We start from the raw sequence: 26,153 nt of genomic DNA on the forward strand, positions 1-26,153 counted from the left end.
CCAGAATGGGAATTTCCGTCACCGCCGACCGATCTGCCTTACGACGACGGAGAACCCTTGGAAAGCAACCGCCACCGCATCGCCATGAATGTGTTGATTGACTCAACCCTACAAGCCCTCAGTCACCGGACAGACTACTTTGCAGGCGGCAACATGTTTGTCTACTACAGCCAAAACCAAGCCATGAATCGAGACTTTCGAGGGCCCGACTACTTTGTGGCTCTGGAGGTGGATGGCGATCGAGAGCGGCGCAGTTGGATTACCTGGGAAGAACAAGGACGCTACCCTGATGTGATCGTCGAATTCATGTCCCCATCTACTGCTAACATCGACCTCAACGAGAAAAGACACCTCTACGAACGCACCTTTCGCACCGCAGACTACTTTGTCTACAATCCATTTGACCCCACCTCTCTACAAGGTTGGCATTTGGATGCTTCACAGCGTTATCAGCCTTTGACTCCCAATTCTCAAGGATGGCTCTGGTCTGAAAAACTTGGACTCTGGTTGGGCAATTGGCACGGGAGTATTCGGCGAGAACCTCCGACGGGAGGCTGTTCCTGGTTGCGACTTTACCGAGATTTTGCGGAAAGCCCCGCTCCTTGAGGACGGGGATGCAGAGCAACGGCGCTATCGCGCCAATCTCTCAGGCAGCAGACCAAGAGATTTTCAACACATCTTATACATCTTATATTGACTGTGCTAATATAAGAATATCGTGGGTGGGTCAAAACGATGCTGGTCTTAGAGTTCAAAACATACGGGAAATCAAGCCAGTTCAAAGCAGTAGACGAAGCAATTCGCACTGCCCAATTCATCCGAAATAGCTGTATTCGGCTGTGGATGGATGTTAAGGGGACAGGACAAAACGATTTGCAAAAATACTGCGCGGTGTTAGCAAAGAATTTCCCGTTTGCAAATGAACTTAACAGCATGGCTCGGCAAGCCAGTGCAGAACGAGCCTGGTCATCCATCAATCGGTTCTTTGAAAACTGCAAGAAAGGAATCCCCGGTCAGAAAGGGTTTCCGCAATTCCAAAAAGATTGTCGCTCGGTTGAGTACAAAACCTCTGGATGGAAGTTGGCAGACGATAAGAAGTTCATCACGTTCACGGACAAAAAGAACATTGGGCGCTTGAAACTGAAAGGAACCCGCGATTTGCATTTCTATCAACCTGACCAAATTAAACGGGTGAGATTGGTAAAACGGGCAGATGGCGTATACGTTCAGTTCTGCGTAGATGTGAATCGTTCAGAGATGCTAGAGCCATCGGGAAACACTATCGGGTTAGATGTGGGCTTGAAAGAGTACTACACTGACTCAGAGGGCGTAAGGATTGAGAATCCGACCTTTCTCCGTAAAGGTGAAAGAGTTCTCAAGCGTTCCCAAAAACGTGTTTCTCGCAGGGTGAAGGGGTCAAACAACAGGCGGAAAGCAAGACAGGTTTTAGGTAAGCGCCATCTCAAAATAAGTCGGCAGCGTAAAGACCATGCCATTAAGCTGGCGCGGTGCGTCATCACATCTAACGATGTAGTCGCCTACGAAGATTTGAGAATCAAAAATATGGTGAAGAATCATTGTCTTGCCAAGTCGATTAACGACGCATCTTGGTATCAGTTCCGAGTCTGGATTGAATACTTTGGAAAGGTGTTTGGACGAATCACGATAGCCGTGAATCCTCAATACACCAGCCAAGAATGCTCTCGCTGCGGTGAAGTGGTCAGGAAAGCTTTGAGTACGCGCACTCATGTTTGTCGGTGTGGGTGTGTGTTGGATAGAGACCACAATGCAGCGAGAAACATCCTCAGCCGGGGGTTGGGTACGGTAGGGCATACCGGAACCTTTGGTCTTGAACCAAGCAACGCTTTAGGAGAATCGACCTCTACTTTGGCTGGAGCAATCCTGCTTGAGCAAGTTGGCTCGTAGATTAAAGAATCCCCGTGCGTTCACGCCGGGGAGTGTCAAGACTCACAAGGCAATCTGGTTTTGTTAGCTGAGGAGTTAGCCCACGTCGCTCAACAGCAAGCCGAAGAAGAACGTCAACGGGCCGATCGCCTTGCCACTCGTCTGAGAGAATTAGGTATTGATCCTGACCAAGTTTAGTTTATGCTGACGGACATCGATCGGGTTGCAGTTCTTCTCCATGAAGGCATTCGGGGAACTCAGGGAAAAACGGGACTGGCTCTAATTCGCTATCGGCCAGACACGATCGCCGCTGTCATTGATGCAGACTGTGCAGGAGAATCGTTGCAATCGCTTACGAATATTCCCTGTGATGCGCCGATCGTAGCCTCTGTTTTAGATGCACTAGCCTATCAACCGACGGTATTAGCCATTGGTATCGCGCCGTCTGGCGGACGGTTGCCCGATGCTTGGCTCTCGGAACTGAAGGAAGCGATCGCGGCTGGCATGTCGATTATGAACGGTTTGCATACGCGAATGTCGGCAATTCCTGAACTGCAAAATCAATTACAACCAGGGCAGTGGATTTGGGACATTCGGCAAGAGCCATCGGGGTTAAAAGTAGGAAGTGGAGTGGCGCGATCGCTTCCCTGCCTCAGAGTTCTTACCGTGGGGACGGATATGGGCGTTGGCAAAATGGCGACGAGTTTAGAATTACATCGGGCTTCTCAAAAACGAGGGCTGCGATCGCGCTTTTTGGGCACAGGTCAGGCTGGCATTATGATCGCGGGCGATGGCATTCCGTTAGATGCAATTCGGGTGGATTTTGCGTCTGGAGCAGTCGAACAGTTGGTGATGCGTCATGGCAATCAGGCAGACATTTTGCACATTGAAGGACAGGGTTCTCTACTCAGTCCGGCTTCAACCGCAACGTTACCGCTAATTCGAGGCAGTCAGGCGACCCATTTGATTTTGGTGCATCGAGCCGGACAAACTCACATTCGCACCTTTCCTGATTTTGCCATTCCACCGCTTGAAACTGTAATTCACCTCTATGAAACGGTGGCAGCCGCAGGTGGATCGTTTGCACCGACAAAAGTTGCAGGCATTGCATTGAATACAGCCCATTTGGATGAAGCAGCCGCGAGGGACGCGATCGCTCAAACTCAACAACAAACCGGACTGCCCTGCACTGATCCCGTTCGCGATGGTGCCGATGTGTTATTGAATGCAGTCGTGTGACGGGCGCACCATTGCATCCAGGAGACGGTCAAGAACGGCAGGCAGATCTTGGCAAAGTCCAGTATGCACCCGTGAAGTCTGAATGATGGTACTTCGAGGCGCTACCAGCCAATAAAAACGCCCTCTCAAAGGCAGTTGCCCGATCGCACCCGCTGGCAACCCTCCCGCACAAATCAGAGGAATTACCGCCAGATGGTCACGAATGGTTTCAAGATCTATATGGGGATGATCGCACTCAATCGCTGTTCATCTAATTCGATCTGGGCTTTGAGAAACTTTCGAGGCGCACAGCAAACAATTACGGCTATTAGAAAACTGAAGTGCAGTTACACGCCCCGCCAAGAGTCTGCAACTGCACGGCTGCAAACTTTAGGTAAGTAAATCATGACATACAACGCCGATCGTAGTGATTTTGCGTCAGAGATTTCTGTGACCTATCGGGAGTGATTGAAGTGTTGGGCGATCGTTCGCTTACAGCAGATTTCTAGTTAGTGAAGCACAGTTAAATTGATAAGAAGCCCGATCCTCCGGGAGTTTTAATCACTTATTTTTGTACTTCATCTATTTGCAAAGTGCTGTATTACCGAGAATGCAGCGAGTGGTGGTCGATCGCTTTCATAAACGCGCCGATGCCGACGGTCATATGTACTTTTTACGGCAACAGATTCCCGACGGCACCTTTGTTGTAATGTTTGATGTGCAGATTGATCGCGTCGATCGCGACTGTCTTTAGGCCGCTTTGGCTTTCTTGCTGCCTGCGATCGCTAACCCTATGAGCATGAGGGCGGCGATCGTTCCCGGTTCGGGGACTTTCTTTTGGATGGGAGTGGTGCCCACTTTAAGCTGATAGGCCAGCGCAGAATTGTTGGGTCTGTTTCCTGCCCAGGTCATCGTCGATTTACCAGTTAGCTTGAATGCGCCCGATATCTTGCTTAATTGCAGATAATCAACATCGCTGGAGATAGAACCAGACGACAGCACATTCGTGATTGCTAGATTTGTGGACTTGGCATCGCTGAAAACTAGATTGCTCAATAACATACTGCTGTTAGCGGCAGCACGAGTGCGGAAGAAGATATCGCTCACAGCTCCACTAAATACATTACTGCTGATAGTTTGATTGCCGACGATGTATTTCACCAAAGAGCCGTCATACTCCAAAGAGAAATCAACCGCTTGCCCACTTGTCCACTGACGTTGTTTTTGATCGACGGGCAATAGATTGTGGGTCTATCGGAATCATTATGCATACGTTCACCATAAACAGTCTGTAGGGGTTAAGAATTCTCAAAGCTCCTCAAATGCGTTAGCTCTTCCTAAATTTAGTGCTTGACTAGCATAACTCACCCGGTAGACCCTAGATTGTTTTTAGGGTTTAGGAGATCGATTTCTTGAGTGCCGTTGGTGGCATTATTGCCGATGCGACTTTGAGCCACAAAGGATTCTGTAAATTTGCCTGTGGTAATGAGCTGCTCAAACCCTGTATCGGTCAACGTGGTTTGGGGAACGACCGTCGCAGCTTTGGCGTTTAGAGAATTGGCAGCTAAACCTGCTGTAGACAATACAAGCGCAACGAGTAACTGGTGGGGTTTGATCATGGATGTATTTAGTATCAGATATGACAAACGATGTAGTTTTAATTTGCCTCGATATTTTTAGTTTTCAGGCTAATCTAGAAAATCTTCACGTTCCTTTCGCATTGGCTTTGCGAACATACAAACGAGTTGGCAACAGCCCGACCGCGACTTGTAAAACGTTCAGACATTCTTTGTTGACTAGAGGATCGGGTAACCAGTTCCATAAATGCACTGATGTTTATGAAAGTGACGTTTAAGATGTGGCTTGATTGGTGGAGCAAATCGCTACTTAATAATCGCCACCGGATAATCAGGATTAGCAGGATTAGGAATCAAGCGTTGATTTTTGCAATCTGGCAAGAGATCCAACTTCTCTAGAATCACTTGACCAATGAGAATTTCATCGCCCACTACAAGCGCTTCATCAGTCGTGCTGCGTCCTTCGCATTTAACAATGATGCCTTCTGTAATGCCAACTAGCTCTTCAGCACCATTGGCAAATTTGGCAAGTTGTTGTCCTCGAATTTCTAGTCCAAGCTGCCTTGCAATTTCTGCGGGAATCACCAGCATGACGGCTCCTGTGTCCACGAGTGCCCGTCCTTCATGTTGACGAAGATGGCGAGGGGCAAGTACTCCACGATTCACCATCCCCTGATCGACTGCATTGGTTAGCGTAACTTGAGTATGAACTGCTCCCATATCTGTTGATTTAACCATTGTTTTCTCCTCTGTAGAGAGTTCCTAATTGCATCCTGTTTCTACCAAACTGGTTGTCTTTCTATTGTTTGGAGGGAGACGATCGCTTGATAATCGCCACCGGATAATCAGGATTAACAGGATTAGGAATTAAGCATTGATTTTTGTAATCTGGCAGGAGATCTAACTTTTCTAAAATTACTTGGCCGATCAAGATTTCATCACCAACCACGAGTGCTTCATCAGTCGTATTGCGTCCTTCACAGTCAATCATGATGCCTTCTGTAACGCCTACCAGTTCTTCAGATCCGTCGGCAAATCGAGCAAGCTGCTGACCGCGAATTCGTAAACCCAACTGCTCTGCCACCGTTTGAGGAATAACTAACCTGACGACTTCCGTATCGACCAATGCCCGTCCCTGATATTGGCGAAGCTGTTGTGGGGCAAGCACTCCACGCTTGATCATTTCTTGATCAGCAGAATTTGTGATTGTGACCTGTGTGTAGACTGCTCCCGTCTCTGTTGATTGAAGTTGTTGAACCAGTGTGTCTCCTGATTGAGCGTGTTCTTGATTTGAGTCAATTTCTATCTCGCTGGTTTCAATTAAGAACTTTTCTGCCAAACGATCGTAGGTTCCCGGCCCGACAAACTGAGGAAATTTATGCGATCGACTGTATACCCAGACCAATTCTCCATTTTCCAGAATGCGGATATCGCTAAACCACTTGCATTTTGGAATTAACAATTTGCCTGCTTCGAGAGCATCTGTCCAGCGATCGTAGGTTTGAGAAAATCCAGGTGTAATAACTTTGAACATGGGAAAAGGGCAATCCAAACTCTTACTAGCAGTGTATCTGTTGCGACTCTTGAATCGCTGCTTTCTCAAATGAGTGGAGTGTGCATTGCTTGGTAAGATACCTTTGTAAGTTTTGATCACTCTTCACATGTCACCCGAAACAAATTCAGAGATGCAGTCCACGACGGGCGCAGATGCGATCGATGTTGCGATCGCTCAGGGCATTGATTTCGACGGTTCGCCTATTCCGACCTCCAAGCTTGACCTTTATACCAAAGTCATGGGGCTAGAAGCGGGTCGTCAGCGGAGCGGTGTTTCTAATACAATGCGCTCTAGAATCGTCCGAATTGGCGCAAAGCACATTCCCCAAGACGAACTCAACCAAATGCTCACCGCAGCCGACTTTGCCCCTCTCAAAGAGAAAGAAGTCGCCTTCTATTACGGCGGAAAATAAAGGGCGGGAAATCAACGACCTGTAGGCGCGGTTTGAACCGCCATATCCTATGACTGATCAATCCTTGTCTTTGCCCGCGATCGCTCACTCTGACATCGAAGCTGCCGCCAACCGACTGTTGGGAACGGCTCATCGGACTCCCGTTTTGACTTCGACGACGGTGAACGATCGCACGCGCAGTCAGGTCTTCTTTAAGTGCGAAAACTTTCAGCGGACTGGCTCTTTCAAATTTCGGGGAGCCTTTAACGCGCTGTCGCTGTTGTCTGACGAACAGAAAAATCGGGGCGTTCTGGCCTTTTCTTCGGGTAATCATGCTCAGGCGTTGGCTCTGGCGGGACAAATTTTGCAGATTCCCGTCACGATCGTCATGCCCGATGATGCGCCTGCGGTTAAGCAAGCTGCGACCCGTGGGTATGGAGCCGATATTATTTTCTACAATCGCACCACTCAAAAACGCGAAGAAGTGACGCAGAGAATTGCTGCTGAACAAGGCTCAACCCTGATTCCCCCATTTGACTATGCGCCCGTGATTGCGGGACAGGGGACAGTGGCTCAAGAGTTGATTCAAGAAGTCGGAGAATTGGATATTTTGCTGGTCTGCTGTGGCGGAGGTGGGCTGATTTCGGGATGCGCGATCGCTGCTCACACGCTGTCTCCTCACTGTCAGGTGATCGGAGTTGAACCCAAAAAAGCTGACGATGCTATGCGATCGTTCTATAGTCGCACGCTGCAAACGGTTGAGAATCCGACGACGATCGCGGATGGGGCCCGTTCTACCAGTTTGGGAAATCTGACCTTCCCTTTGATTTTGCATTATGTGCAGGATATGGTGACGGTTTCAGAGGCGGCGATCGTGCGATCGATGTTCTTTTTGTGGGAGCGGATGAAACTTGTGGTAGAGCCAACTGGAGCCTTGGCCGCGACTGCTTTACTCGAAGGCATTATTTCGGTTCCTGATGCGCGGATTGGCGTGATTATCAGTGGCGGCAATGTTGATCTCAAGGAAGCCAGCAAACTCTTCTCTAAAACAAATTCCAAAACCAAACGTACGCCTCGACTGCCTCTGGCCCAAGAGTTGAGTTAATTAACGTGAATTCGACGAAATACTTCGCTCCGACTGCAAATTCGGGAACGCCCCCTAAATCCCCCACAAGTGAGGGACTTTGAACTGGAATTCTTGTCTTAAAGTCCCCCAATTTTGGTAGGGCTGATTCATTCTGATTAAGGGAAAATCAAGGAAACCCAAAACCCTGATTCTTTCATTTGGATGGTTCTTAGCAACTAATGAGGGAATCGGCTGTTCGCTTTTCTCTCCCTAGAATAAATCAACCCTACCCCAATTTTGGGGGGTTGGGGGGCAGTAGCGCTAAACAATGAAGCGAAAAACTTTATTGAATTGATATCACTTTTCTTATGCAGACTTTTATTACACAGCTTCGAGTTCGACATTATGAAATGGATGCTTTAGGACATGTTAATAATGCAGTTTATCAACATTATTTAGAACAGGCGGCGATCGAGCATTCTGAACATCTGGGCTTTTCGCTAGAACGATACAGAGAACTGGGTGGCGTTTTTGTGCTGCGGCGAGTTGAGATTGAATATTTGAGTTCGGCGATCGCAGGTGACAATTTAGAAATCAAAACTTGGCTAGAAACGATGAAGGGCACTCGCGCCACACGCCACTATGAGATTCGGAGACAGGGTGAAGAAATGTTGTTAGTCACGGCAAAAGCGCTATGGGTTTGGGTCGATGAAACAATGCGCCCTCGACCGATTCCCAAAGATTTTTTGACTGCATTTGGCATAGTTTCTCCCTAAATCACAGCCTGGATGTTGCGGAGTCACAAGTTTTGCTAATTTCTCTATCAGATTGGGCAAGATTGGAGAACTTTACGATCGACCTTCTCCGTGAATTGCATGTTTGCCCCTGTATCTAGTCAAGACCTCCTGCTAGAGAGGAAACTCTGATGCCCTCTACTAATTCGCCCTCTATCCTTCGCAGGAATGATCTGTTTATTTCTTATTCTCGTCGAGATAAGGAATTTGTTCAAATCCTGGATGCTGCCTTTCGCAAACTCAACCGCGATCCGTGGATCGATTGGGAAGACATTCCGGCTGGGGAAGAATGGCGTAAAGCGATCGCGCACGGCATCGAGAATGCAGACACCTTTATTTTTGTGATTACGCCTGATTCGGCCGCTTCTAAAGAATGTATCAAGGAACTCGAACAAGCGATCGCATTAAATAAACGCATTATTCCGATCGTTCGTCGCGAAGCAACAGGCGTACACCCAGTTTTAGCCGAGTTGAATTGGATCTTTTTTAGAGAAAATGATGACTTTAACATTGCATTTCGCAAGCTGATTAAAGCAATTAATACCGATTTAGCGCATGTGCAAGCTCACACTCGGTTACTGCGTCGAGCGATCGAATGGGAACACGGACGCGATGACGGATTTCTCTTGCGCGGAAAAGATTTGAAATCGACTGAAGAATGGTTAGCACAATCAGGAAAGAGAGAACCGATACCGACAGAGTTACAGAACAAATACATTACCAAAAGTCGTGAAGTTGAGGCGGCCGATCAGCGACTTGCAGACGTAGGCCGTAGAGCGAAACAGATCGTTCGGTTGAGCGCGATTCTCTCTTTGTCGAGTTTGATCAGTGCAACCGTTGCGATCGTATTCGCAGTTCATCAAGCCAATCAAACGATCGACGAACGCAATCAACAAATCCAACAACTCAACACCAATATTGAAGCTAGAAAGAGCCAGATCGAGGGGCTAAATCTACAGCGGCGAAGACTCAATCAAGACAAAGCCGTTTTGATCAAACAACTTAAGAAGTTTGGCTTTACTGATAAAGGAGTCGAAGATCTGTTGGCCAGTTCTCCCGCAGAACAAGATTATCGAGTCGAGCAGATCAAAAAGGCTAACGACAGCTATCGTCAAACTATTGAAAAACTTGCAGCTCAAACGGATGGAAGCTCGATCGCCGAGACAACGCCCTCATCTGAAACGATCGCTCCTGTACCCGCTCCGATGCCTTCTACAACCCCTGCTGCGCCTGACCAAACTCAAATCATGGTGCAGAAATCTCAGCCAATTACAGTTGAGTACTATCCCAAAGATGTTGACCCAGAAGCACTACAAGCAACGCTAACCAAACTGGGATTTAACCTGGAGATTAAAAAACCAGAAGTGACTGACATTCCAATTAACATTCTTTTCTATGGCAAAAATGTTAGTGAAGATAATGTCAAACTGGTGGCTTATACCTTGATTCGGGCAGGGGTGCAAATTAAAGCGATTCAGCCTTTTACAAGACTGGCCGACGAGAAAGCGATGGTTATTCAAGTGGGTGCGCTGTCAGGACTAGAAGATAAGCCAGCCTTGGAGGTAGAAGAGATTCGATCGCAGTCCCTTCCTTTACCGCGTTAGAGAAGATGCAGACTTTAATGAATTCTACATCTTCTCTGTTGGCTATGTTCTGTTGGCTATGATCCGAATTCGATGAGATTTATCGCTTCGTTATCAGCCCTTCAGCCCCCCAACCCCCCAACTTTGGGACTTTTAGATCAGATTCCCGGTTCAAAGTCCCCCAGCATTGAGGGATTCAGGGGCTACCCGGATTAATCACCGTATCGAACAATTTCATCGAATTCACGTCATACCCAATCAATTTGTTAATGCTATAGATCCTTCGCCCCCTAAATCCCCCATTCTGGGGGACTTTGAGAATCCGATACTTCCGCAAAGCTGACGGTGTACAATCACATACGCCTCTGAAGTTATTACGCCTAATACCAAATCAACCAACAAATGATACTCATAAAAATCAGTTAATTAACCGATTTCCATCTCTCAGATTTGAAAAAAACCTATCAGGGAAGCCGTTTCAAAGTCCCCCAAAATGGGGGATTTAGGGGGCGAGGATCTGTATCAGTAACTAGTGAATTTGGTATAACTTTAGATGGAAGTCCTCGGAGTTTGATTTCCTAGATCAGATTTCGGGGCGCTTGATCCATCTGCGGAATATCTTACACAAATTTTTGGTTTTTTGGAATCCTAATTTTTTGAGAAGGAGCGATCGCGGTTAGTGCAGAGTGAGCGATCGTTTTTTGACTGTCGATTTTGAACAAACAAAGCTCTTTAGTTATAAGAAATACTGAAGATTTTGCAACCCCTGATTTGCACCGAAGTATCATTTACGTAGTTCGGCTTAGATTCCTCAAGGAAGCTCTAGGTGCAGGCTATCGGAATAACTCGCAGGTTTTGGGAATCAACCTCAAGGCAAGTGTCCATTTATTAGGCCATTAGACTGCTCAACTTACTGTAGAAGCGCAGTTATAAGATTGTTGAAGCATAGTTGCCTTATCCATTAAAAATTATCCTCAAGGGTACTACGAGAGGCTAAATCTAAGACACATACTGGAAGTAAATTTACCCATCAGCAATGAGAACGCTCGGAATTTTGTCTGTCCATGATCATTTGCTTGCAAGCACTTACACTATTGATCTTTTAGTTGGGGATCTACCTATTGGAAACTAATTGTTGAATTACCAAACGTGGAGGAAACGATGAACCATAAAAAAGAATGCAATTTGACTGGTTCAGATATGACAGAAACTAAACTTGAATCAAGAACGATTGGAAAGATTTCAAAATTTTATGAGAAGACTCGGTGGCTCGTTTTTTTCTCAACCACTGCTTGCGTTGTAAGCTTCTTGCTGCCCATCTCTGCGATCGCAGCACCTGTCATGACACGCTTCAAACCTAACGAACACGGCTTCAAATTCACAAACCGTTTCAAAAACATTTTCATTAGCGAACTCAATTGGACAACAAGTGGGCTATGCGGTGGAATGGCCTATTCTGCACTTGACTATTTCAATGCTCGAAGCCAAATTCCGCAGCAAGACTTCATGCCTGCTGAAGGGACAACCCTGCAAAGCTATCTCTACAATCGTCAGGTCAACTCGATCGAGCGCAATATTGATAAGTGGGCAGAATATGGGTTCAATCCCGGTGGGGCACGTAATCGCGAGTTCTTCAATTGGGGGCTTCAGTTTGGGGGAGGACGATTGGGAGAACTGCGCCAGCGTCTTGACCGAGGACAGCCTGTACCCCTAGGTCTGCAATCCTGCGGTAGCGATTGTGGATGCCCAAAAGGTTGTCCTGGCAGCCACCAGGTACTTGCGATCGGGTACGATTTGGGTGACTACACAGGCAATCTCAATGCTAATGCGGAAGATGTTTCGATTTTTGTGTATGACCCCAATTTCCCGAACCGAATCTTAACACTCAAACCCAACGTGGCAGGTGCCATGTATACTTATGCAGAAGAACCCAACAAACGCTGGCGTGCCTACTTTGTCGATACCAAATACTCACGTGCTACCCCACCAACCGTTACAGACCGACCGAATGAGTTAGTCGTTCAGTTTGATACGGGAAGTGACGATTTGCGCGGTGGCAATGATAATGTCCATCTCTCACTGATTTTACGCACAGGTACTTCCATCCGGTTTGATAATATCAACGATCGCAAACGCTGGATTGACAACTCAAGTCAGTCTGTATCACGAACTCTACCCGCAACCCTCCAACCTGAAGATATTCTCGGTGTTAGGTTGGAAACAACCTTTAGCGGTGGAATTGGTGGCGACAACTGGAATCTTGATAGTTTGCAGGTGAGAGTGCGACTAGGGGGCAAGGATCGGACGCTACTCACTCAAAAGGGAACGCCGCTTTTCCGATTTACTGGCGATCGGCGTGTTCGCGAGTTTCGCTTCTGAGGGTTGCATTGTAAGATTCTGATTAGCTTGCATCTACCTCGCAGGTCTAAAAACTGTTGCACCGTATTGCTTAAATGGACTGATACCAACCATTAAAAGAAATCTGTTTAAGGTGGAGAGTGACTACTGATGCCTAAGACATCTTCAGAAGATCAAGAGAATCAGTCTAAGAAGAATAAACTTGACCCAACTATCTTTGTGGCGATCGTCACTTTGATTGGAACAGTGATGACTGCTGTATTTGCTAGCCCTGTTCTAATCGCATGGATTCAGAAAACACCTGATGCAAAGATAGCCTCTCCTCAACCAACATCTGAGCCGAGTGTTACACCTAATACTGAGAAGCCAATCAGTAAACCATCGTCTTCACCGGATGTGATTGCAACGAACACACCAGCGCCGAAATCTACCCAAACAGTTTGTATTACGTCGTTAGACAATCCTCAAGCACCAGTTGCAGTCGATGCAAATTCTCTCAGCTTTAGTGGAGGTTCTCGTTTACCTTTAGTGAGTGGACAAGTGATTCCTTTTACTAACATGAAGCAATTTCAGGTCATAGAAGTAACCACAAGTCCGCCGCCCGTCATTAGCGTGACTTCTATAAAAGTTGTGATCACATTATTTGATGGCACGATCGTATCGGATGCTCTAAACGGTAATGGGTATTTGAATGGCAAAACAAAATTCGGTGGGTTTATAAAAGCTCTCGATAAAATCAAGAAGGTTGAATTCAAAGAACAGGCTGCTTGTTAGTAAACAATAAAGTGCATATGCTCTGTGTGCAGGTTAGACGTAATCTACAGCTTGTACTTTAGTTTGTAGAATGCTCTAGCGACTCCACAAACCTGGTTCGATCGCTTGCAAAAACACATCTCCAAAACACACTACTCTGCACAAATAATCCAAACCACACAATTAGAAGTGCTGTCAGATCAATATTCAGCTTGTCAAAGACAGCAAGACAATCACCAAGGCCACAATAGATGCTAAAAACAATGTGAATTCGATGGAATCTTTCGCTGCGGTTATAGATCCAGGCAGCCCCCTAAATCCCCCAATTCTGGGGGACTTTGAACGAGAAATCTTGCCCGAAAGTCCCCCAGAATTGGGGGGTTGGGGGGCAGAAGCGTTGAGTAACGAAGCGGAAAACCTTTGTCGAATTCACGTTAAAAATAAAGTCGATCAAATTCATATTAAAAGTTCATATTAAAAGTTCATATTAAAAACAACTCCCCCCATGCACAATGACCCTTGAGAGGAGTTGTTCATTAGACAGTGCTAATCAGAGCTATGAACTTACGGAGCCGGAACCGCAACCCGATTATCAGGAACAATCTGCGTCTGATACGAAAACACCTCGCGACTACGCGGATTGACCGTTACCTTGAGCCACTGCACGTCGTTGTTGCCAGTTGCCGCACTATTGCCAAAGGTTTCAACACGAGTGAAATTCTCTAACCGTCTGCCTTGAGCATCCAAGAATGGTCTATCAATGCGGTAATAGTGCGAGTCACCATGCACGTAGGCGATTGGCTTACGAAAAGCAACCACCTCGGCGCGCAATGCTAATAAAAATTCTTGGAAGCCATCGGGCTGTCCGTCCGTCTGGGCAAGGGTTCTTGGGTCACGCAAAGCCGCTCTGGTTCCGTCGCTGAGATCCCACCCCGGATTGGCTTGAGAAATCAACATCACCGCCACCGAGTTACGTGCCTTTGCCACTCTAAAGGTCTCTTTCAGCCAGGCGATATTAGCTGCATTTCGGGCTGCATACTCCTGTGGGTCAGGCGCAGTGTCGCACAGGTTGTTACACGAACCCTGAATGTTGAGTGTTGCATAAGTCACTCTACCAACTTCCCAACGGCGGTTTTCGACACAGGGCACGGCACCCTTTACACCGAGACATAGAGGCCCTTTTTGAACTGCCTGAGCCAGTTTACGCTGACCAAGAGAAAACCTTGTGCTAAAGAATAGTTCTCTTTGACGATCGAGACGTTCGCGCGAGTTAAATGCACCATTTGAGGGGCGATCGCAGTCAGTCCAATCGTTGTCGCCTGGTGTGAAGATCGCGGGAGCTTTCAAATCGTTGAAGTAGCGAAGCGACTGGATAAAGAGAGCATCGTCGCAGGTAGTTGGCGTGACCGAGTTGGGCGTGGAGTTGCCTGCTTTCAGGTCGCCGTTGTGGGCTGTGAAGGCTAGTTTTTGCGCGTTCATGTCAGCAATCAGGTTGGGTACGCCTGTCTGCGCCTGCACGTCTGAGTAGGGTAAATCGCCCCAAAGTCCGATCGCGTATGATTCATTTCCGCCTTTGTTCTCTTTTTGGTTAGCCGATGCAAAACCGATCGTAGAACTTGTTAGAAATGGTACAGCCAGCGCCAGTACACACACTTTACGTAGCAAACGCGCCGTGGTGATGCGTTGAAACACTAAGTAGCCAAGCTTTGTCATCATCGATATCCCTAATTATTCTCTAAATCCGTGAGCGTCATTTTGGACAGGTAGCCCCGACCCGTTGCACTCTAGGTAGAAAATTAGATTACCGGATTGTTCAGGATAGATGGGTTACGACTGGGTTATGGACGGGTTACGAGTTCACTTTTTATCAGTACTTTACAGATACTTCACAGATACTTCACAGATAGTTTACAACTCCTTCACAGACCATCTCCAGGTTTCTGGTTCCTCTCGGCTACTTGTTCTCAATTCTTTGAATATTTTGAATATAGAGATTGTGTCGTTGGTAATGATTAGTTGGCGACGAGTTCTTTGAGCGTTGTTTCGACCGATCGTGGGTTCCATCCGAGTTCTTTTCTGGCTTTGGCACCTGTGACACGGACACAGCGATCGTAGACATAGTGCACTCGCTCACGGTCGATCGGGGGTTGCCAGGAGAGCGATCGTCCGATTCCATCTAACACGGTTCCGACGACGCGCACGATCGATTCGGGCACTTCATATGGGGGAGAAATTCCGGTTTCTTGGCTAAAAACTTGGAACATGTCGCGAGTGGATAAATCGCCCGCTGACGCAATATAGTAGTCGCCCGGTTTGCCCTTTTCGGCTGCGAGGATCATCAACTCTGCCAGATCATCAACGTGAACTACACCCGTAATGCGATCGCCGCCTGCCCAAACTTTTAAGCGCCCCTTGAGAAAGGAATTGAGGACGGGCATAAAGTGAGGATCGTCGAGTCCAAAGATTCCAGAGGGCATGACGCTGACGATCGGAAAGCCTTGAGCAGCGGCTTGATCAACGAGTTGTTGTGCTTCATATTTGGTACGATCGTAGGCTGAAGAAAAGTTTTTTTGAACTCGTTGAAAGGTCTCATCGATGACTTTGCCTTGAGTGTCACCAAAAATGCCGATCGTGCTGCAATAAACCATCTTTGAAATGTTGGAAGATTGAGCAACTTGGAGGAGCGATCGGGTGCCTTCAACGTTGACTTGTTCCATTCGGGCCGCATCGACTAAACCCAATTCAACATAGGCTGCCGTGTGGAAGATCGCATCGACTTTTTGAATGGCTTGTTGGAGAATGGAGCGATCGGTAATATCGCCATAGATCAACTCAACCTTTGTACCTGCCAATCGGGATAGATCACTTGATTTTCTTGCCAATCCAATGACAGAATCTCCTCGTTTTTCTAGCGCTTTGACGAGATGAGACCCTGTGAAACCGTTTGCCCCTGTTACAAATGCTTTCATCTGAAATAGTCCTCTGTTTTGTATCAGGTTAAACTAAGCTTTTTTCATACATTCGGTAGGTTTTGTAGATCTTTCCACCAGACGCTTCGATCAGTTTACGTGAGGGAGAATTGTCTTCATAGACCCAGGAAAGTTCTGCTCGTTTGTAGGGTTTTCCTTTTTTAATTCCGCCCGTCATTCCTAAATAAATTAGCCCTAACGGAACCATTTTTCGCCTAAATTCTGGAAGCGAACAGATGGCGATTACTCTTCCTTGATCGATCTGTCTACGGTGCCAGAGAAACTTGAGGATTCCTAACCAATTCAATTTACCATTGACGTGTTTGAGCGCAATATTATAGTCAGGCAATCCCATCCAAAAGCCGATCATTTCACCATTGTATTCGGCGATCGGAAACACGTCTGGATCGACTAAACTTTGCAGCGATTTTGCTTCTTCTAAAAATTCTTCCTGAGTGCGCGGGGTCGAACTCCAGTTATTAGAAAAGGCTTTGGTAAACAACTGATAAAGGCTAATTGCATCTTTCTCAAATCCTTCTTTTGTATTCAAAGGACGAAACTTAACGCCTGATTTGCAAGCAATTTGATAGCCTTTTTCAAACTCTGGAGGCAACGGTTTATCTAACCGAAAATCATAAGCGTAGGCATCTTTTGCTTTGTGCCAATGATCCTGCTCTAAAAATTGTGGGTAGTAAGCGGGATTGTAGGGCATCATCACCATCGGCGGCGAGTCAAATCCATCAACCAAAAACAGACAATTGTTGTGAGTTGAAAGGTCGATCGGGCCTCTCACTCTCGTCATTCCCTGTTCTTTTAGCCATTCACCCGCCGCATTCAACAGAGCTTGCGCCACTTCAAACTCTTCAACACATTCAAAGAAACCAAAGATGCCGATCGCCATGCCTTCTCGTTCAACCAAGCGATCGTTAACGGCTGCAACAATTCGCCCGATCGCTTTCTGATTTCTAACGGCGATAAATTGCTGAAGTCTGCCGTATTGAAGAAAGGGATTGTCTGCCGCAAACTTTTTGGCTACATCACTTCGCAGCGGAGCCACCCAATTGCGATCGTTGGCATAAACGATATCAGGCACTCTCAAAAATAGGGCTTGTTCTGCTGAATTCGTGACAGGAATAATTTGAAAAGTAGGAGATGATGCAGCGTCTATAGAATTTATATTGACAGAGGGTTTCATGAGTATATAACCTCCTCTAGAGTTGTTGCTGAAGAATATACCAGGCTTTTAGCAGGCGACTGAGCGAATTCGCAAATTTATAAAACAAGCGATCGCCCCCTCGTTTAGAAGCGATCGCCTGTTCACCCATTAAACACCCAATCTGAAATTGTCTAAGCGCTAATCGTGGGTTGGTAAACCAGATCGCGACTCTTGACCATACCCGTCACCAAGCGATCCATCTCTTCTTTGGTGTGCAGGGCATTGACGGTGATCCGAATACGAGGCTTGGCGATAAACCAGATCGGAGACACCCAGATGCCAAAGTCCATCAACTCCCTAGCATATTCTTTAGGGTTGAGTTCGGGGGGCAACAACACAGGCACGACGTTGGTTTCGCCGATCGCCACAAAATCATTGGCCGCAAGGTGCGATCGCAGATATTTCGTGTTTTCCTGCAAGCGCTCTACCCGTTCTGGCTGATTGGCGACGAGACGAATGCTCTCTAAAGCGGCGGCCGCGGTCGGGGCAGGAAGCGAAATCGTGCCGATCGAAGTCGGGGACACATTCAACAGCGGAATCAGTTCCGGTACATGAGAACTAATCGCCGCCCCCGCTGATGCCGCAAACTTGGAAAACGTCGTCATGATCAACGGATTGACACCACGCGCGATCGCATCTTGAGGCTTGAGACCAAAGTATTCGTAAATGCCTCGACCTGTGGCTCCGATCGCTCCACTCGCGTGAGCCTCATCCATGAGCAGGGTGCTATCTGGATAATTCTCCAACACGTCTAACATCTGAGGCAGAGGCGCAATGTCACCATCCATTGAGAAGACCGCATCCGAAACCACCATGATGCGATCGTCCGGTTGAGCATAGCGTTTTAGCTTTCGAGCCAGATCCTCTACATCACAGTGACGATACGCCCGCACCCGCACCCTTGCACTATGCCCAAACATTTTTCCAGAACGAGTGCCCGCATTCGCCAGAGCCGTCACGATACAGCCGTGGTTCAACACATCCGTCAAGATCAGCGTTTCGCGGTTGTTTTGAAAGCCAGGAACCGGAATCGCCAGATGACAAAAGGCATCCATCAGCGCCTGCATCGCCATCCAAGCGTTGAGAAATAGCTGCGTATTCGGCAAATGCTTGAAGGCAGAAATTTCGTTTTCTAGCTGACGGTGGAGATCGATTCGACCGCTCAGTACCGATGTAGAACTATTGGACGTTCCGTACTGCAAAATGGCATCGATCGCCGCCTGTTTGACCGATTCTTCCTGGGTTAGCCCCAAAACGTCATTGGTACAAAAGGTGAGAACGGTACGGCGTTTGCCCGTTTCAGCCTCTTCAATTTCAACAAAGTTTCCTTGGCGTTTATGGCAGATGTACTCGTCGGGGTCTAATCCGCTTTCGTACCAGCGCCGCACATACTCCTTGACAACTTGCACAGTTAGCTCCTCTCACCTTTCTAGATCGCGATTCCTCTGAAAAAATCCACCTGAGCAACCCCTTGCGGGTAACTCGAAGCGACCCCTTGCGGGTAACTCGAAGAGATCGCTTTGACTCAACAGTATATTTGCCTGCGAAAGATTTCGCTTATCAATCAGATACAAAGCTGGATATTAGAAACATGCATTTGATCGTCAATTGTCTGAATACAGCTTATCAGTAAGCACTCGAAGTCAGGAGGTACAAACTAATGATTCACAAAAAAAGACCGCCTGAGCCTCATAGCCAGCCGTGAATGACTGGGGGTACGACTACTCACAATAGGACGGTCTCGAACAGGATTTAGTTGCAATGAGCGATCGGAAGGAATGGACAAAATGCAAGTTTCTCAAATGCAAGTTTCTCATCAGCCGTGAATCAGAGACGGTTAGACAACAACGCTCAGGGGAGCGATCGTCTAAAAATGGGCCGTCCGCATGTCTCCTAAATTTACGTTGGTTCGATGAAGTTCTTTCGCTGCGTTGTTGAGATCTTCTGCCCCCCAAGCTGCCAATTTTGGGGGACTTTTAGACAAGATTTCTGGGTCATCGCTGATAACCGCAGTGAAAGATTCGATCGAATTTACGTTAAATTTCTGCGACCGCTCGTTCGATCAAGCGTCGCGCCAGGGTTTGCGTTCCGGTGTGGGTGTAGTATTTGACCGCCACATCTAGAAATGCGCCCACGTAGTCCAGTTTGTCGGCGGAGATATCGACGTACTTTTTGACGTTGCTCAACAGACTTTCTTGGGTCAGATTGCGAGATCCGACAAAATCGCCCATCCAGCCCTTTACCGAGTCAAAACTTTGGGTAATGAATCCCAACTGACCCGCAGGATTGCCACCGGGAATCAGCGGACTGACGCTTTTAAAGGTCTGGTTTTTTTGCAGCTCATCCGGGCTGGTTTGAGAAATTGTAGACAGCCCCATGTTGATAAAGTCTGCGCCCAGCGGAATGATGCCGTCAAAGCAGACCAGGGCGGCCATTCGCATCAGAGACTCGCCGCTATAGTCGCCCAACGCCCCCAAAAAGTCGCCAATGCTATCACCCGGAATGCCGTTAATCTGGCAAAAAGCCACCAGTTCGACGACCAATTTGATCGTCAGGTCGAGACTCTGGACTTTTTCTGGCTTGGGGGTCAAGTTGCCCAAAAATCCTAAAAATGAGATGTCTTGACCAATTTTGTTGGCCATGGCTGCCGCGCCCAAAGCTCCTGCTGCATTGTCTACGGTCTGATAGAGCCACATCGCCCGCTGATAGCCCTGAGATTCGTCATTGTAAAGGTAGACGGCTCGATCGCCGATCGCCTGGATCATGGCATCATCGCTTTCACCCGTCACCGCGCGAATCGTATTGGTAAAGCCTGTCAAATTTTGCCACTGACCTGGAATCACAAAATCCAGCGAGTTGAGCGCTGTCACCGTGGTGCCGCCTTTGGGCAATTCGTCCACCAGTTCAAAAATGGGTTTGCTCATGAATGCTCCTAGCTAATAACGGTTTTTAGGTCTTTTCAAGGGTTTCTAGCTGAGTTTTTCTAACCCTTTGAGGTTAAATTTTTGTAGCCAGGCTTCGCGATCGGCTGGGGTAAATGACGGATCGCGAGACTGAACTTTGACCTGATATTTGCCCACAAGCACGCTAGTTTGGTTGCCCAGAGTGACCATTGGGTAGCCGCCGATTTTTTCGGTACTCTTGGTGTACTTTTGTGCCGATCCAGCAATACCCGTGGTGTCATTGATCGAAAGCATCGCTACATTTTTGCCGCCTTTATTGAGCTTGGCTTCAGCAAAACCTTTTTTCTCTTGAGAGAAGGTACGACTGTACCCCGCACTGGCAGCCGGGAAAAATTTATTAAATTCACTGCCTTGAGTCGCATCTTTCGCAACCGCAGTCACGCCTTTTTGAGTGCTTTCTTGTTGAGCTTGAGAAAATTGAGAGGGCGCTTTTGGCTGGCAGCCCGTCACCAACAGAACGACAGAGAGCAAGAGGGCAACCCCGACTCTACGCCAGTGTTGAACAGTCATTTGGTTAGTTCTCATAAGATGTGATGAGAGGGAACGTTTGCAGGAGATGGACAGCATTTCCATCGGGTACTTTTGTAATTTAATGCGATCGCACTCCGATTGGGCGACTGTGGAGACTACATTTTGCAACAAACAAAGATTATCGGCTCACAACTTTGGGCTGGGGCGTTTCGGCTGGGCGCAACAAAGCGTGCTGTTTAAAGGCTTCGTATTGTCGCACCATCAGTCTTTGTACGGCGATAATTGCTGGATTAACTTCGACATAGCGGCGTTGAGGATCTTTGAGATAGTTTTCTTGTTCGCTCTCGATCATCTCGATGTCCTGTCTCAAAAACGGCATAAACAGCAGATTTGAGATAATGGGCTGCAAAATCGGGCGCAGCAAGTTGACCAGACGTTTGGGCAGGCGCACTTTGAGAAACATGTAGGTAAACGATCGACTTTCTTGGGGCGCGATCGGCAGTCTCATCAGATACAGCGACGAAATGCCTTGTAAATCATTCACATAGTTGGGGTAGCGATAATCGACCGAAATAATTTGTGTGGTGACACGATCTCTTCGAGTAACCCACAAGGGGTCGCTGACTTCTCCCAGTCCCAACAGCTTTGACAATACGCCTCGATAAGACACCTGATAGTCAGCCTTAACAGAATTTTCGGTCTCTTGCAGCTTGAGCAAAATTGGGTCAAACCAGCCTTGTAGATTTTTGTGTAGATAGCCGTGAAACACATCCATCGTGTTCTCATTGCAAATGGTGAAATGTGCTTTAAAGTGTCCGTTTATCGGAATCATCAGCCAGTCAGGGTCGTCATATTGAGGAATGTCGAGCAAAGGAGTCGTGTCTGCGAAAGCGCGATCGCCCGGAAAGATCCAGATCAGCCCATATTTCTCCTGTACGGCGAAGGGACGAAGTTGAGCGCAGGGGAGTTTTTGCCCAGACTTCCAGTAGGGAATATTTATACAGTTGCCTTCACCATTAAATTCCCAACCGTGGTAGGCGCAAGCGATCGCGTCTCCTTTGACCTGTCCCTTATCCATCGCTACGCCCTTGTGAGGACAGACATTTTCAACCGCCTGTACCTGATTTTGACTGTCGCGAAAGAGGGCGATCGACTGTTGCCAAACCGTTACTGATAGAATCTTTTTGGGCTGCAAGTCGGTTGCCCAGGCCACTGCGTACCAATGATTGCCATTAATGCCAATTTCCCGCACCTGATTGCGAACTGCCTGACCTTTGAGAGTCGTTGCCAGTTCCATATGTTCACTCCTTGTGGGATGGATTGTGAGTATTATCAGCGATCGGGCGAGGGATGAGGAGGAGGGAGGAGGGAGGAGGGAGGAGAATGGCTCTTCACTCTTGAAGCAGTGCAGTAAGATCGAGTCAGAATGACTTCACACTATCTTTACCTGTAAGCAATGAACTCCGATACTGTCACTCAGCTATTGCAAAAAGGGTTTCACGTCACGATCGGGGCAACCGCCTCCTTGGTCGAATCGCTGCAAGACCCTCAAAAGCGTGAGCAAAATCTTTCAAGGTTAAGGTCAGAGTTTAGTGAGTTAACAACACCATCTCTGGTCGAGTCGCTGCAAGACCCTAACAGGCGTGAACAAAATCTCATAAGGTTGAGGTTAGAGCTTGATGAGTTGACGCAAGAGTGGGCCCAAAAAGGCGAAGTCACAGAACGTGAAGCGCGGGCCTTTGTCGATACGATGCTGGCCCAGCGAAATCAGGGAACCTCGTCAACGACGACCGTCACGACGACTGCGACACCCGTTTCGACCATCTCACCAGAAGTACAGTTAGAACTCCAGGCGTTGACGGCTCAGTTGGGAGCGATTCGGGCCGAGTTAGAGCGGTTGCGGAGTGAGGAAGAGATGAGGGATGAGGGATGAGGGATGAGGGATGAAAAAATTGTGGCAATTGGCGTTGATTTTGGAAGTAGCTGATCGATTCAACGAGTCAGCCTTCTGATCGACCAAAAATGCAAAAGATCAACATCAAGTCAAGAGGAAACGAGGCTAATTCTTCTTTCATCCCTCTTCCCTCCTTTTATCCCTCACTTCAAAGCGCCCACAAAATCAGCCCTAGTGCAAAAGGGTTGCTCAAATTGGGGTGTTTGGGCAAGATTCGCAATGACAAGCCTTGAAGACCACTGGCAGAATAGGCGATCGTGCCTGTATAGAGGCTGTGGCCCTGGGTATCGGATTCTTGCCACTCCATCACAACCGGAACGCCATTTACGATTTCACCATCGGCGTTGAGTGTGCCTTGATAAAGCTCAACCTGTACGTCGCTGGGAGATAGAGAAGCTAGACTTAGACGGGCTTTGACGGCGATCGCTTGATTGACTTTGACATCGGCTGGCTCAGAAATGTCTACGGCTTCGATTTTGATGTCGTACCAGTGTTCAAACAGTTTGGCTTTCCAGGCGGCGAGATCTTTGGCGGGGGCAAACTGATCGGCGGTGAGATTGGCGTAGCGATCGCTGGCCGGAAAATAGCCGCGGGTGGCATATTCACTCACCATGCGCGCTGTGTTGAAGTGAGGGCAGTTTAAGCGAATGGTGTCCTTCATTTTGGCGACCCATTTGCGGGGCAAGCCGTCTTCGTCGCGATCGTAAAACAAAGGGACGACTTCTTTCTCTAGCAAATCATAGAGGGCGTTGGCTTCTACGGTGTCTTGAAAGTTGATATCGTCGTAGTCTTCGCCATGCCCGATCGCCCATCCGGTTTTTACATAATCGGCTTCATCCCACCAGCCGTCGAGAACGCTGAGATTGGGCAATCCATTCATTGAGGCTTTCATGCCGCTGGTGCCAGAGGCTTCTCTCGGACGACGGGGTGTATTTAACCAAACGTCACAGCCTGCAACCATTAACCGCGCTACATAAATATCATAATCGGGAACAAACACAACATTGTGAACGCCACTGGTGCGAGTATAGTGAATGAGATCGCGAATCAATTCTTTACCCGGAATATCTTTGGGATGGGCCTTCCCTGCGATCACAAACTGCACTTTATGATGATGGTTACCAGAGAGGATTTTGTGAATGCGATCGAGATCCCGCAAAAACAACGTAGCCCGTTTATAAGTTGCAAATCGTCGCGCAAATCCGATCGTCAACACTGACGGATCAAGCACTTCTTGCGCCTGTGCGATTTCAGTTGGAGAAGACCCCCGATCGCGCAGACTTTTCTCTAATCGATCGCGGATAAACAGCACCATCTCCGATCGACAGCGTTCATGATTGCGCCAGAGTTCTTCATCGGGAATAGATTTGACGCGATCCCAGATGGGGGAATGACTGGGGGCATCTGACCAACCGAGACCGAGGTAGCGATCGTACAGTTCTTGAGTGGGTTTTGCGACACAGCTTCGCGCATGAACGCCATTCGTAATTGACGTAATCGGCACTTCTTCTAAGGGCACTTGAGTCCACAGGTTTTTGAACATTTGCCGTGAGACTTGACCATGTAGTTTGCTCACCCCATTGATAAAGCCAGCCATCTTAATCGCCAAAATCGCCATGCTAAAAGGGGATTCCAAGTTCCCAGTTTTCTCGCGTCCTAGTGCCAAAAATTCTTCTCGATGTAAGCCAAAAATCGAGGCGTAGCGGCCGACTGAATGCATCAATTTGTCGGGTGGAAATAGGTCAATCCCAGCGGGGACGGGCGTGTGTGTCGTGAAGATCTGTGTGGCTTGGGCGACCTGTTGAGCTTGAGCAAACGTCAATCCGTCTTCTTGCATCATCAGGCGAATCCGTTCGAGTGACAGAAACGCGGAGTGACCTTCATTCAGGTGGTAGACAGTGGGATTCAACCCCAACGCTTTGAGCATCTGCACACCGCCAATTCCCAACATGATCTCTTGATCGATCCGCATGTCAAGGTCGCCGCCATAGAGTTGATCAGTGATGTCGTGATCGTATTCTTTGTTGGGTTCAATGTTGGTGTCGAGCAGATAAAGCGGAACGGTGCCTATTTGGACGCGCCAGATACGGGCGTAGACAGTGCGATCGGGGTACTCGACTCCAATTCTCAATTCTGCTCCGGTTTTATCTCGCTCCAAATGCAACGGCATGTTGTAAAAATCGTTGATCGGATAGCGTTCTTGTTGCCAACCGTCAGCGTTTAAATATTGGGCAAAGTAGCCTTTTTGGTAAAGCAATCCCACACCGACCAGCGGCAAACCCAAATCACTCGCAGACTTGAGGTGATCACCCGCCAATACGCCCAAACCGCCAGAGTAGATGGGCAGACAATCGACTAGACCAAACTCAGCAGAGAAGTAGGCGTAGCATTCAGTGTGAGGTGTGAGGTGTGAGGTGTGAGGTGGGGTTTCGGTGGGGGTGCGGGTTTTGCGATACCAGGTGCGGTCTTGGAGGTAGTCATCGAGTTGGCGATCGACTCGTTCCATTTGGGCAATGAATCCGTCGTCTTCAGCGACTTCTTGCAGGCGCTTTTGGCTGATTGTGCCCAACATGAGAACGGGGTTGTGGCGGGTTGATTCCCACAGGTCAAAATCGAGGCGACGAAATAAATCTTTAGTTTCTACATTCCAGTCCCATTGCAGGTTGTAGGCGATTTTGCGAAGCGGTTCGAGTCGAGTCGGGAGTGCAGGCGAAACGTTGAATGTCCGGATCGGTCGCATCACAGAATCCTCCAAAACAGCTAAAGCTATTCTCTCTTGAGTTTGAAGGAACTAGTTATTAATAAAACTTGAACTCGATATAAGTGGCTGCGCTGTGCAGATCTTCTGCTTCCCAAGCTGCCAATTCTGGGGGACTTTAAGACGAAACTTCTAGCTCAAAACTGTTCTATTGACTTACTCGAAATCTCAGGACGATCGCCCCACTCAGCCCTTCAGAAATTAGTCGAAATCGCTTGCACGGGGCAGGTGGGAATACACTGTTCACAAACGATGCAGCGCGATCGCGTAAAGGTCAATCTAAAAGTTTGGGGGTCAAGGGTCAGCGCCTCGGTGGGACACACGCCCGTACACAAGCCACAATCCACACAAGCCACTTCATCGATCACAATTTCTCGACTGGCAAATGACACGCCGATATCCTGCGATCGCATCCAATCCAGAGCGGCATCTAGCTGATCAATATCGCCCGACAACTCAACCACCAGTTTGCCAATCTGATTGGGCGCGACCTGAGCACGAATAATATTGGCCGCTACATTAAAGTCTTTTGCCAATCGATAGGTGACAGGCATTTGTACAGAGCGTTTGGGAAATGTCAGCGTCACTCGTTTTTTCACAATCGGATTTTGGCAGATTTTGG

General features: G+C 47.9%; 26 protein-coding genes. 11 read left to right on the forward strand and 15 right to left on the reverse strand.

Translation table 11 applies throughout. The features are described 5' to 3' along the window. Positions 1-33 precede the first annotated feature (33 nt). The 3 genes from ACJ2PR_RS10905 (at position 34) to ACJ2PR_RS10915 (ending at position 3,144) form a co-directional block, all read left to right on the forward strand. On the forward strand, positions 34-606 hold the full coding sequence (locus ACJ2PR_RS10905; RefSeq protein ID WP_446877055.1) for a Uma2 family endonuclease: 573 nt from the start codon (positions 34-36) through the stop codon (positions 604-606). Positions 607-735: 129 nt separating this feature from the next. Next, entirely contained in the window at positions 736-1,926 is a 1,191-nt protein-coding gene (locus tag ACJ2PR_RS10910) for an RNA-guided endonuclease InsQ/TnpB family protein (RefSeq protein WP_446877021.1), read from the forward strand. 180 nt (positions 1,927-2,106) lie between these two features. After that, the gene (locus tag ACJ2PR_RS10915) at positions 2,107-3,144 is read left to right on the forward strand and encodes a DUF1611 domain-containing protein (protein WP_446865894.1); all 1,038 of its coding nucleotides are present in this window, start codon (positions 2,107-2,109) and stop codon (positions 3,142-3,144) included. Here the strand turns inward: ACJ2PR_RS10915 and ACJ2PR_RS10920 are convergent. Further along, positions 3,124-3,384, reverse strand: a complete 261-nt coding sequence (locus tag ACJ2PR_RS10920) for a DUF3037 domain-containing protein (RefSeq protein ID WP_446877056.1) — start codon at positions 3,382-3,384, stop codon at positions 3,124-3,126. The genes ACJ2PR_RS10915 and ACJ2PR_RS10920 overlap by 21 nt on opposite strands. 325 nt (positions 3,385-3,709) lie before the next feature. On the opposite strand from ACJ2PR_RS10920, the gene ACJ2PR_RS10925 reads away from it, so the two are divergent. Further along, complete coding sequence (locus tag ACJ2PR_RS10925; RefSeq protein ID WP_446877022.1) at positions 3,710-3,877, forward strand: hypothetical protein; 168 nt, start codon at positions 3,710-3,712, stop codon at positions 3,875-3,877. On the opposite strand, the gene ACJ2PR_RS10930 is transcribed toward ACJ2PR_RS10925, so the two are convergent. The 5 genes from ACJ2PR_RS10930 to ACJ2PR_RS10950 all read right to left on the reverse strand — a co-directional run bounded on the left by ACJ2PR_RS10930 (position 3,874) and on the right by ACJ2PR_RS10950 (position 6,234). Continuing rightward, positions 3,874-4,362, reverse strand: coding sequence for a choice-of-anchor W domain-containing protein (locus tag ACJ2PR_RS10930; RefSeq protein ID WP_446877023.1), 489 nt, complete (start codon positions 4,360-4,362; stop codon positions 3,874-3,876). The two genes, ACJ2PR_RS10925 and ACJ2PR_RS10930, sit on opposite strands and share 4 nt — an antisense overlap. Before the next feature lie 125 nt (positions 4,363-4,487). Beyond that, positions 4,488-4,742 carry a choice-of-anchor W domain-containing protein gene (locus tag ACJ2PR_RS10935; RefSeq protein WP_446877024.1) on the reverse strand — a complete coding sequence of 85 codons (255 nt, stop codon included), beginning with the start codon at positions 4,740-4,742 and terminating at the stop codon, positions 4,488-4,490. Positions 4,743-4,827: 85 nt separating this feature from the next. Next, positions 4,828-4,953 carry a hypothetical protein gene (locus ACJ2PR_RS10940; RefSeq protein ID WP_446877025.1) on the reverse strand — a complete coding sequence of 42 codons (126 nt, stop codon included), beginning with the start codon at positions 4,951-4,953 and terminating at the stop codon, positions 4,828-4,830. A 53-nt stretch (positions 4,954-5,006) separates the two neighbouring features. Beyond that, positions 5,007-5,438, reverse strand: a complete 432-nt coding sequence (locus ACJ2PR_RS10945) for a retroviral-like aspartic protease family protein (protein WP_446877026.1) — start codon at positions 5,436-5,438, stop codon at positions 5,007-5,009. Between the two features lie 61 nt (positions 5,439-5,499). Next, the gene (locus tag ACJ2PR_RS10950) at positions 5,500-6,234 is read right to left on the reverse strand and encodes a hypothetical protein (protein ID WP_446877027.1); all 735 of its coding nucleotides are present in this window, start codon (positions 6,232-6,234) and stop codon (positions 5,500-5,502) included. A gap of 127 nt (positions 6,235-6,361) precedes the next feature. Between ACJ2PR_RS10950 and ACJ2PR_RS10955 the strand changes: the two genes are divergently transcribed. The 6 genes from ACJ2PR_RS10955 (at position 6,362) to ACJ2PR_RS10980 (ending at position 13,221) form a co-directional block, all read left to right on the forward strand. After that, positions 6,362-6,667 carry a small RNA NsiR4-regulated ssr1528 family protein gene (locus ACJ2PR_RS10955; RefSeq protein ID WP_446877028.1) on the forward strand — a complete coding sequence of 102 codons (306 nt, stop codon included), beginning with the start codon at positions 6,362-6,364 and terminating at the stop codon, positions 6,665-6,667. A gap of 49 nt (positions 6,668-6,716) precedes the next feature. Beyond that, on the forward strand, positions 6,717-7,751 hold the full coding sequence (locus ACJ2PR_RS10960; RefSeq protein ID WP_446877029.1) for a threo-3-hydroxy-L-aspartate ammonia-lyase: 1,035 nt from the start codon (positions 6,717-6,719) through the stop codon (positions 7,749-7,751). Between the two features lie 329 nt (positions 7,752-8,080). Continuing rightward, positions 8,081-8,488, forward strand: coding sequence for an acyl-CoA thioesterase (locus ACJ2PR_RS10965; RefSeq protein ID WP_446877030.1), 408 nt, complete (start codon positions 8,081-8,083; stop codon positions 8,486-8,488). Positions 8,489-8,637: 149 nt separating this feature from the next. Then, positions 8,638-10,110, forward strand: coding sequence for a TIR domain-containing protein (locus tag ACJ2PR_RS10970; RefSeq protein ID WP_446877031.1), 1,473 nt, complete (start codon positions 8,638-8,640; stop codon positions 10,108-10,110). Positions 10,111-11,430: 1,320 nt separating this feature from the next. Then, positions 11,431-12,468: a hypothetical protein gene (locus ACJ2PR_RS10975; protein WP_446877032.1), complete on the forward strand. Its 1,038-nt coding sequence runs from the start codon at positions 11,431-11,433 to the stop codon at positions 12,466-12,468. Between the two features lie 129 nt (positions 12,469-12,597). Next, complete coding sequence (locus tag ACJ2PR_RS10980; protein ID WP_446877033.1) at positions 12,598-13,221, forward strand: hypothetical protein; 624 nt, start codon at positions 12,598-12,600, stop codon at positions 13,219-13,221. Positions 13,222-13,764: 543 nt separating this feature from the next. On the opposite strand, the gene ACJ2PR_RS10985 is transcribed toward ACJ2PR_RS10980, so the two are convergent. The 7 genes from ACJ2PR_RS10985 to ACJ2PR_RS11015 form a co-directional block, all read right to left on the reverse strand. Continuing rightward, positions 13,765-14,916, reverse strand: coding sequence for a hypothetical protein (locus tag ACJ2PR_RS10985; protein WP_446877034.1), 1,152 nt, complete (start codon positions 14,914-14,916; stop codon positions 13,765-13,767). Between the two features lie 296 nt (positions 14,917-15,212). Further along, the gene (locus ACJ2PR_RS10990; RefSeq protein WP_446865906.1) at positions 15,213-16,169 is read right to left on the reverse strand and encodes an NAD-dependent epimerase/dehydratase family protein; all 957 of its coding nucleotides are present in this window, start codon (positions 16,167-16,169) and stop codon (positions 15,213-15,215) included. Positions 16,170-16,197: 28 nt separating this feature from the next. Beyond that, positions 16,198-17,364, reverse strand: coding sequence for a hypothetical protein (locus ACJ2PR_RS10995; protein WP_446865907.1), 1,167 nt, complete (start codon positions 17,362-17,364; stop codon positions 16,198-16,200). Positions 17,365-17,516: 152 nt separating this feature from the next. Further along, on the reverse strand, positions 17,517-18,794 hold the full coding sequence (locus ACJ2PR_RS11000) for an aminotransferase class I/II-fold pyridoxal phosphate-dependent enzyme (protein WP_446861644.1): 1,278 nt from the start codon (positions 18,792-18,794) through the stop codon (positions 17,517-17,519). A gap of 627 nt (positions 18,795-19,421) precedes the next feature. Further along, complete coding sequence (locus tag ACJ2PR_RS11005) at positions 19,422-20,309, reverse strand: hypothetical protein (RefSeq protein WP_446861643.1); 888 nt, start codon at positions 20,307-20,309, stop codon at positions 19,422-19,424. Positions 20,310-20,354: 45 nt separating this feature from the next. Further along, positions 20,355-20,858 (reverse strand): hypothetical protein, encoded by a 504-nt coding sequence (locus tag ACJ2PR_RS11010; protein WP_446877035.1) that lies wholly within the window; start codon positions 20,856-20,858, stop codon positions 20,355-20,357. A gap of 139 nt (positions 20,859-20,997) precedes the next feature. Then, on the reverse strand, positions 20,998-22,116 hold the full coding sequence (locus tag ACJ2PR_RS11015; RefSeq protein WP_446877036.1) for an aromatic ring-hydroxylating dioxygenase subunit alpha: 1,119 nt from the start codon (positions 22,114-22,116) through the stop codon (positions 20,998-21,000). A gap of 159 nt (positions 22,117-22,275) precedes the next feature. Between ACJ2PR_RS11015 and ACJ2PR_RS11020 the strand changes: the two genes are divergently transcribed. Next, the gene (locus ACJ2PR_RS11020) at positions 22,276-22,752 is read left to right on the forward strand and encodes a hypothetical protein (RefSeq protein ID WP_446877037.1); all 477 of its coding nucleotides are present in this window, start codon (positions 22,276-22,278) and stop codon (positions 22,750-22,752) included. A gap of 169 nt (positions 22,753-22,921) precedes the next feature. Here ACJ2PR_RS11020 and glgP read toward each other — a convergent pair whose 3' ends face one another. After that, entirely contained in the window at positions 22,922-25,513 is a 2,592-nt protein-coding gene (glgP, locus tag ACJ2PR_RS11025) for an alpha-glucan family phosphorylase (RefSeq protein ID WP_446877038.1), read from the reverse strand. 212 nt (positions 25,514-25,725) lie between these two features. Next, entirely contained in the window at positions 25,726-26,130 is a 405-nt protein-coding gene (locus tag ACJ2PR_RS11030) for an NIL domain-containing protein (protein WP_446861638.1), read from the reverse strand. Between the last annotated feature and the right edge of the window lie 23 nt (positions 26,131-26,153).

Source organism: Phormidesmis sp. 146-33 (genome assembly GCF_052939515.1).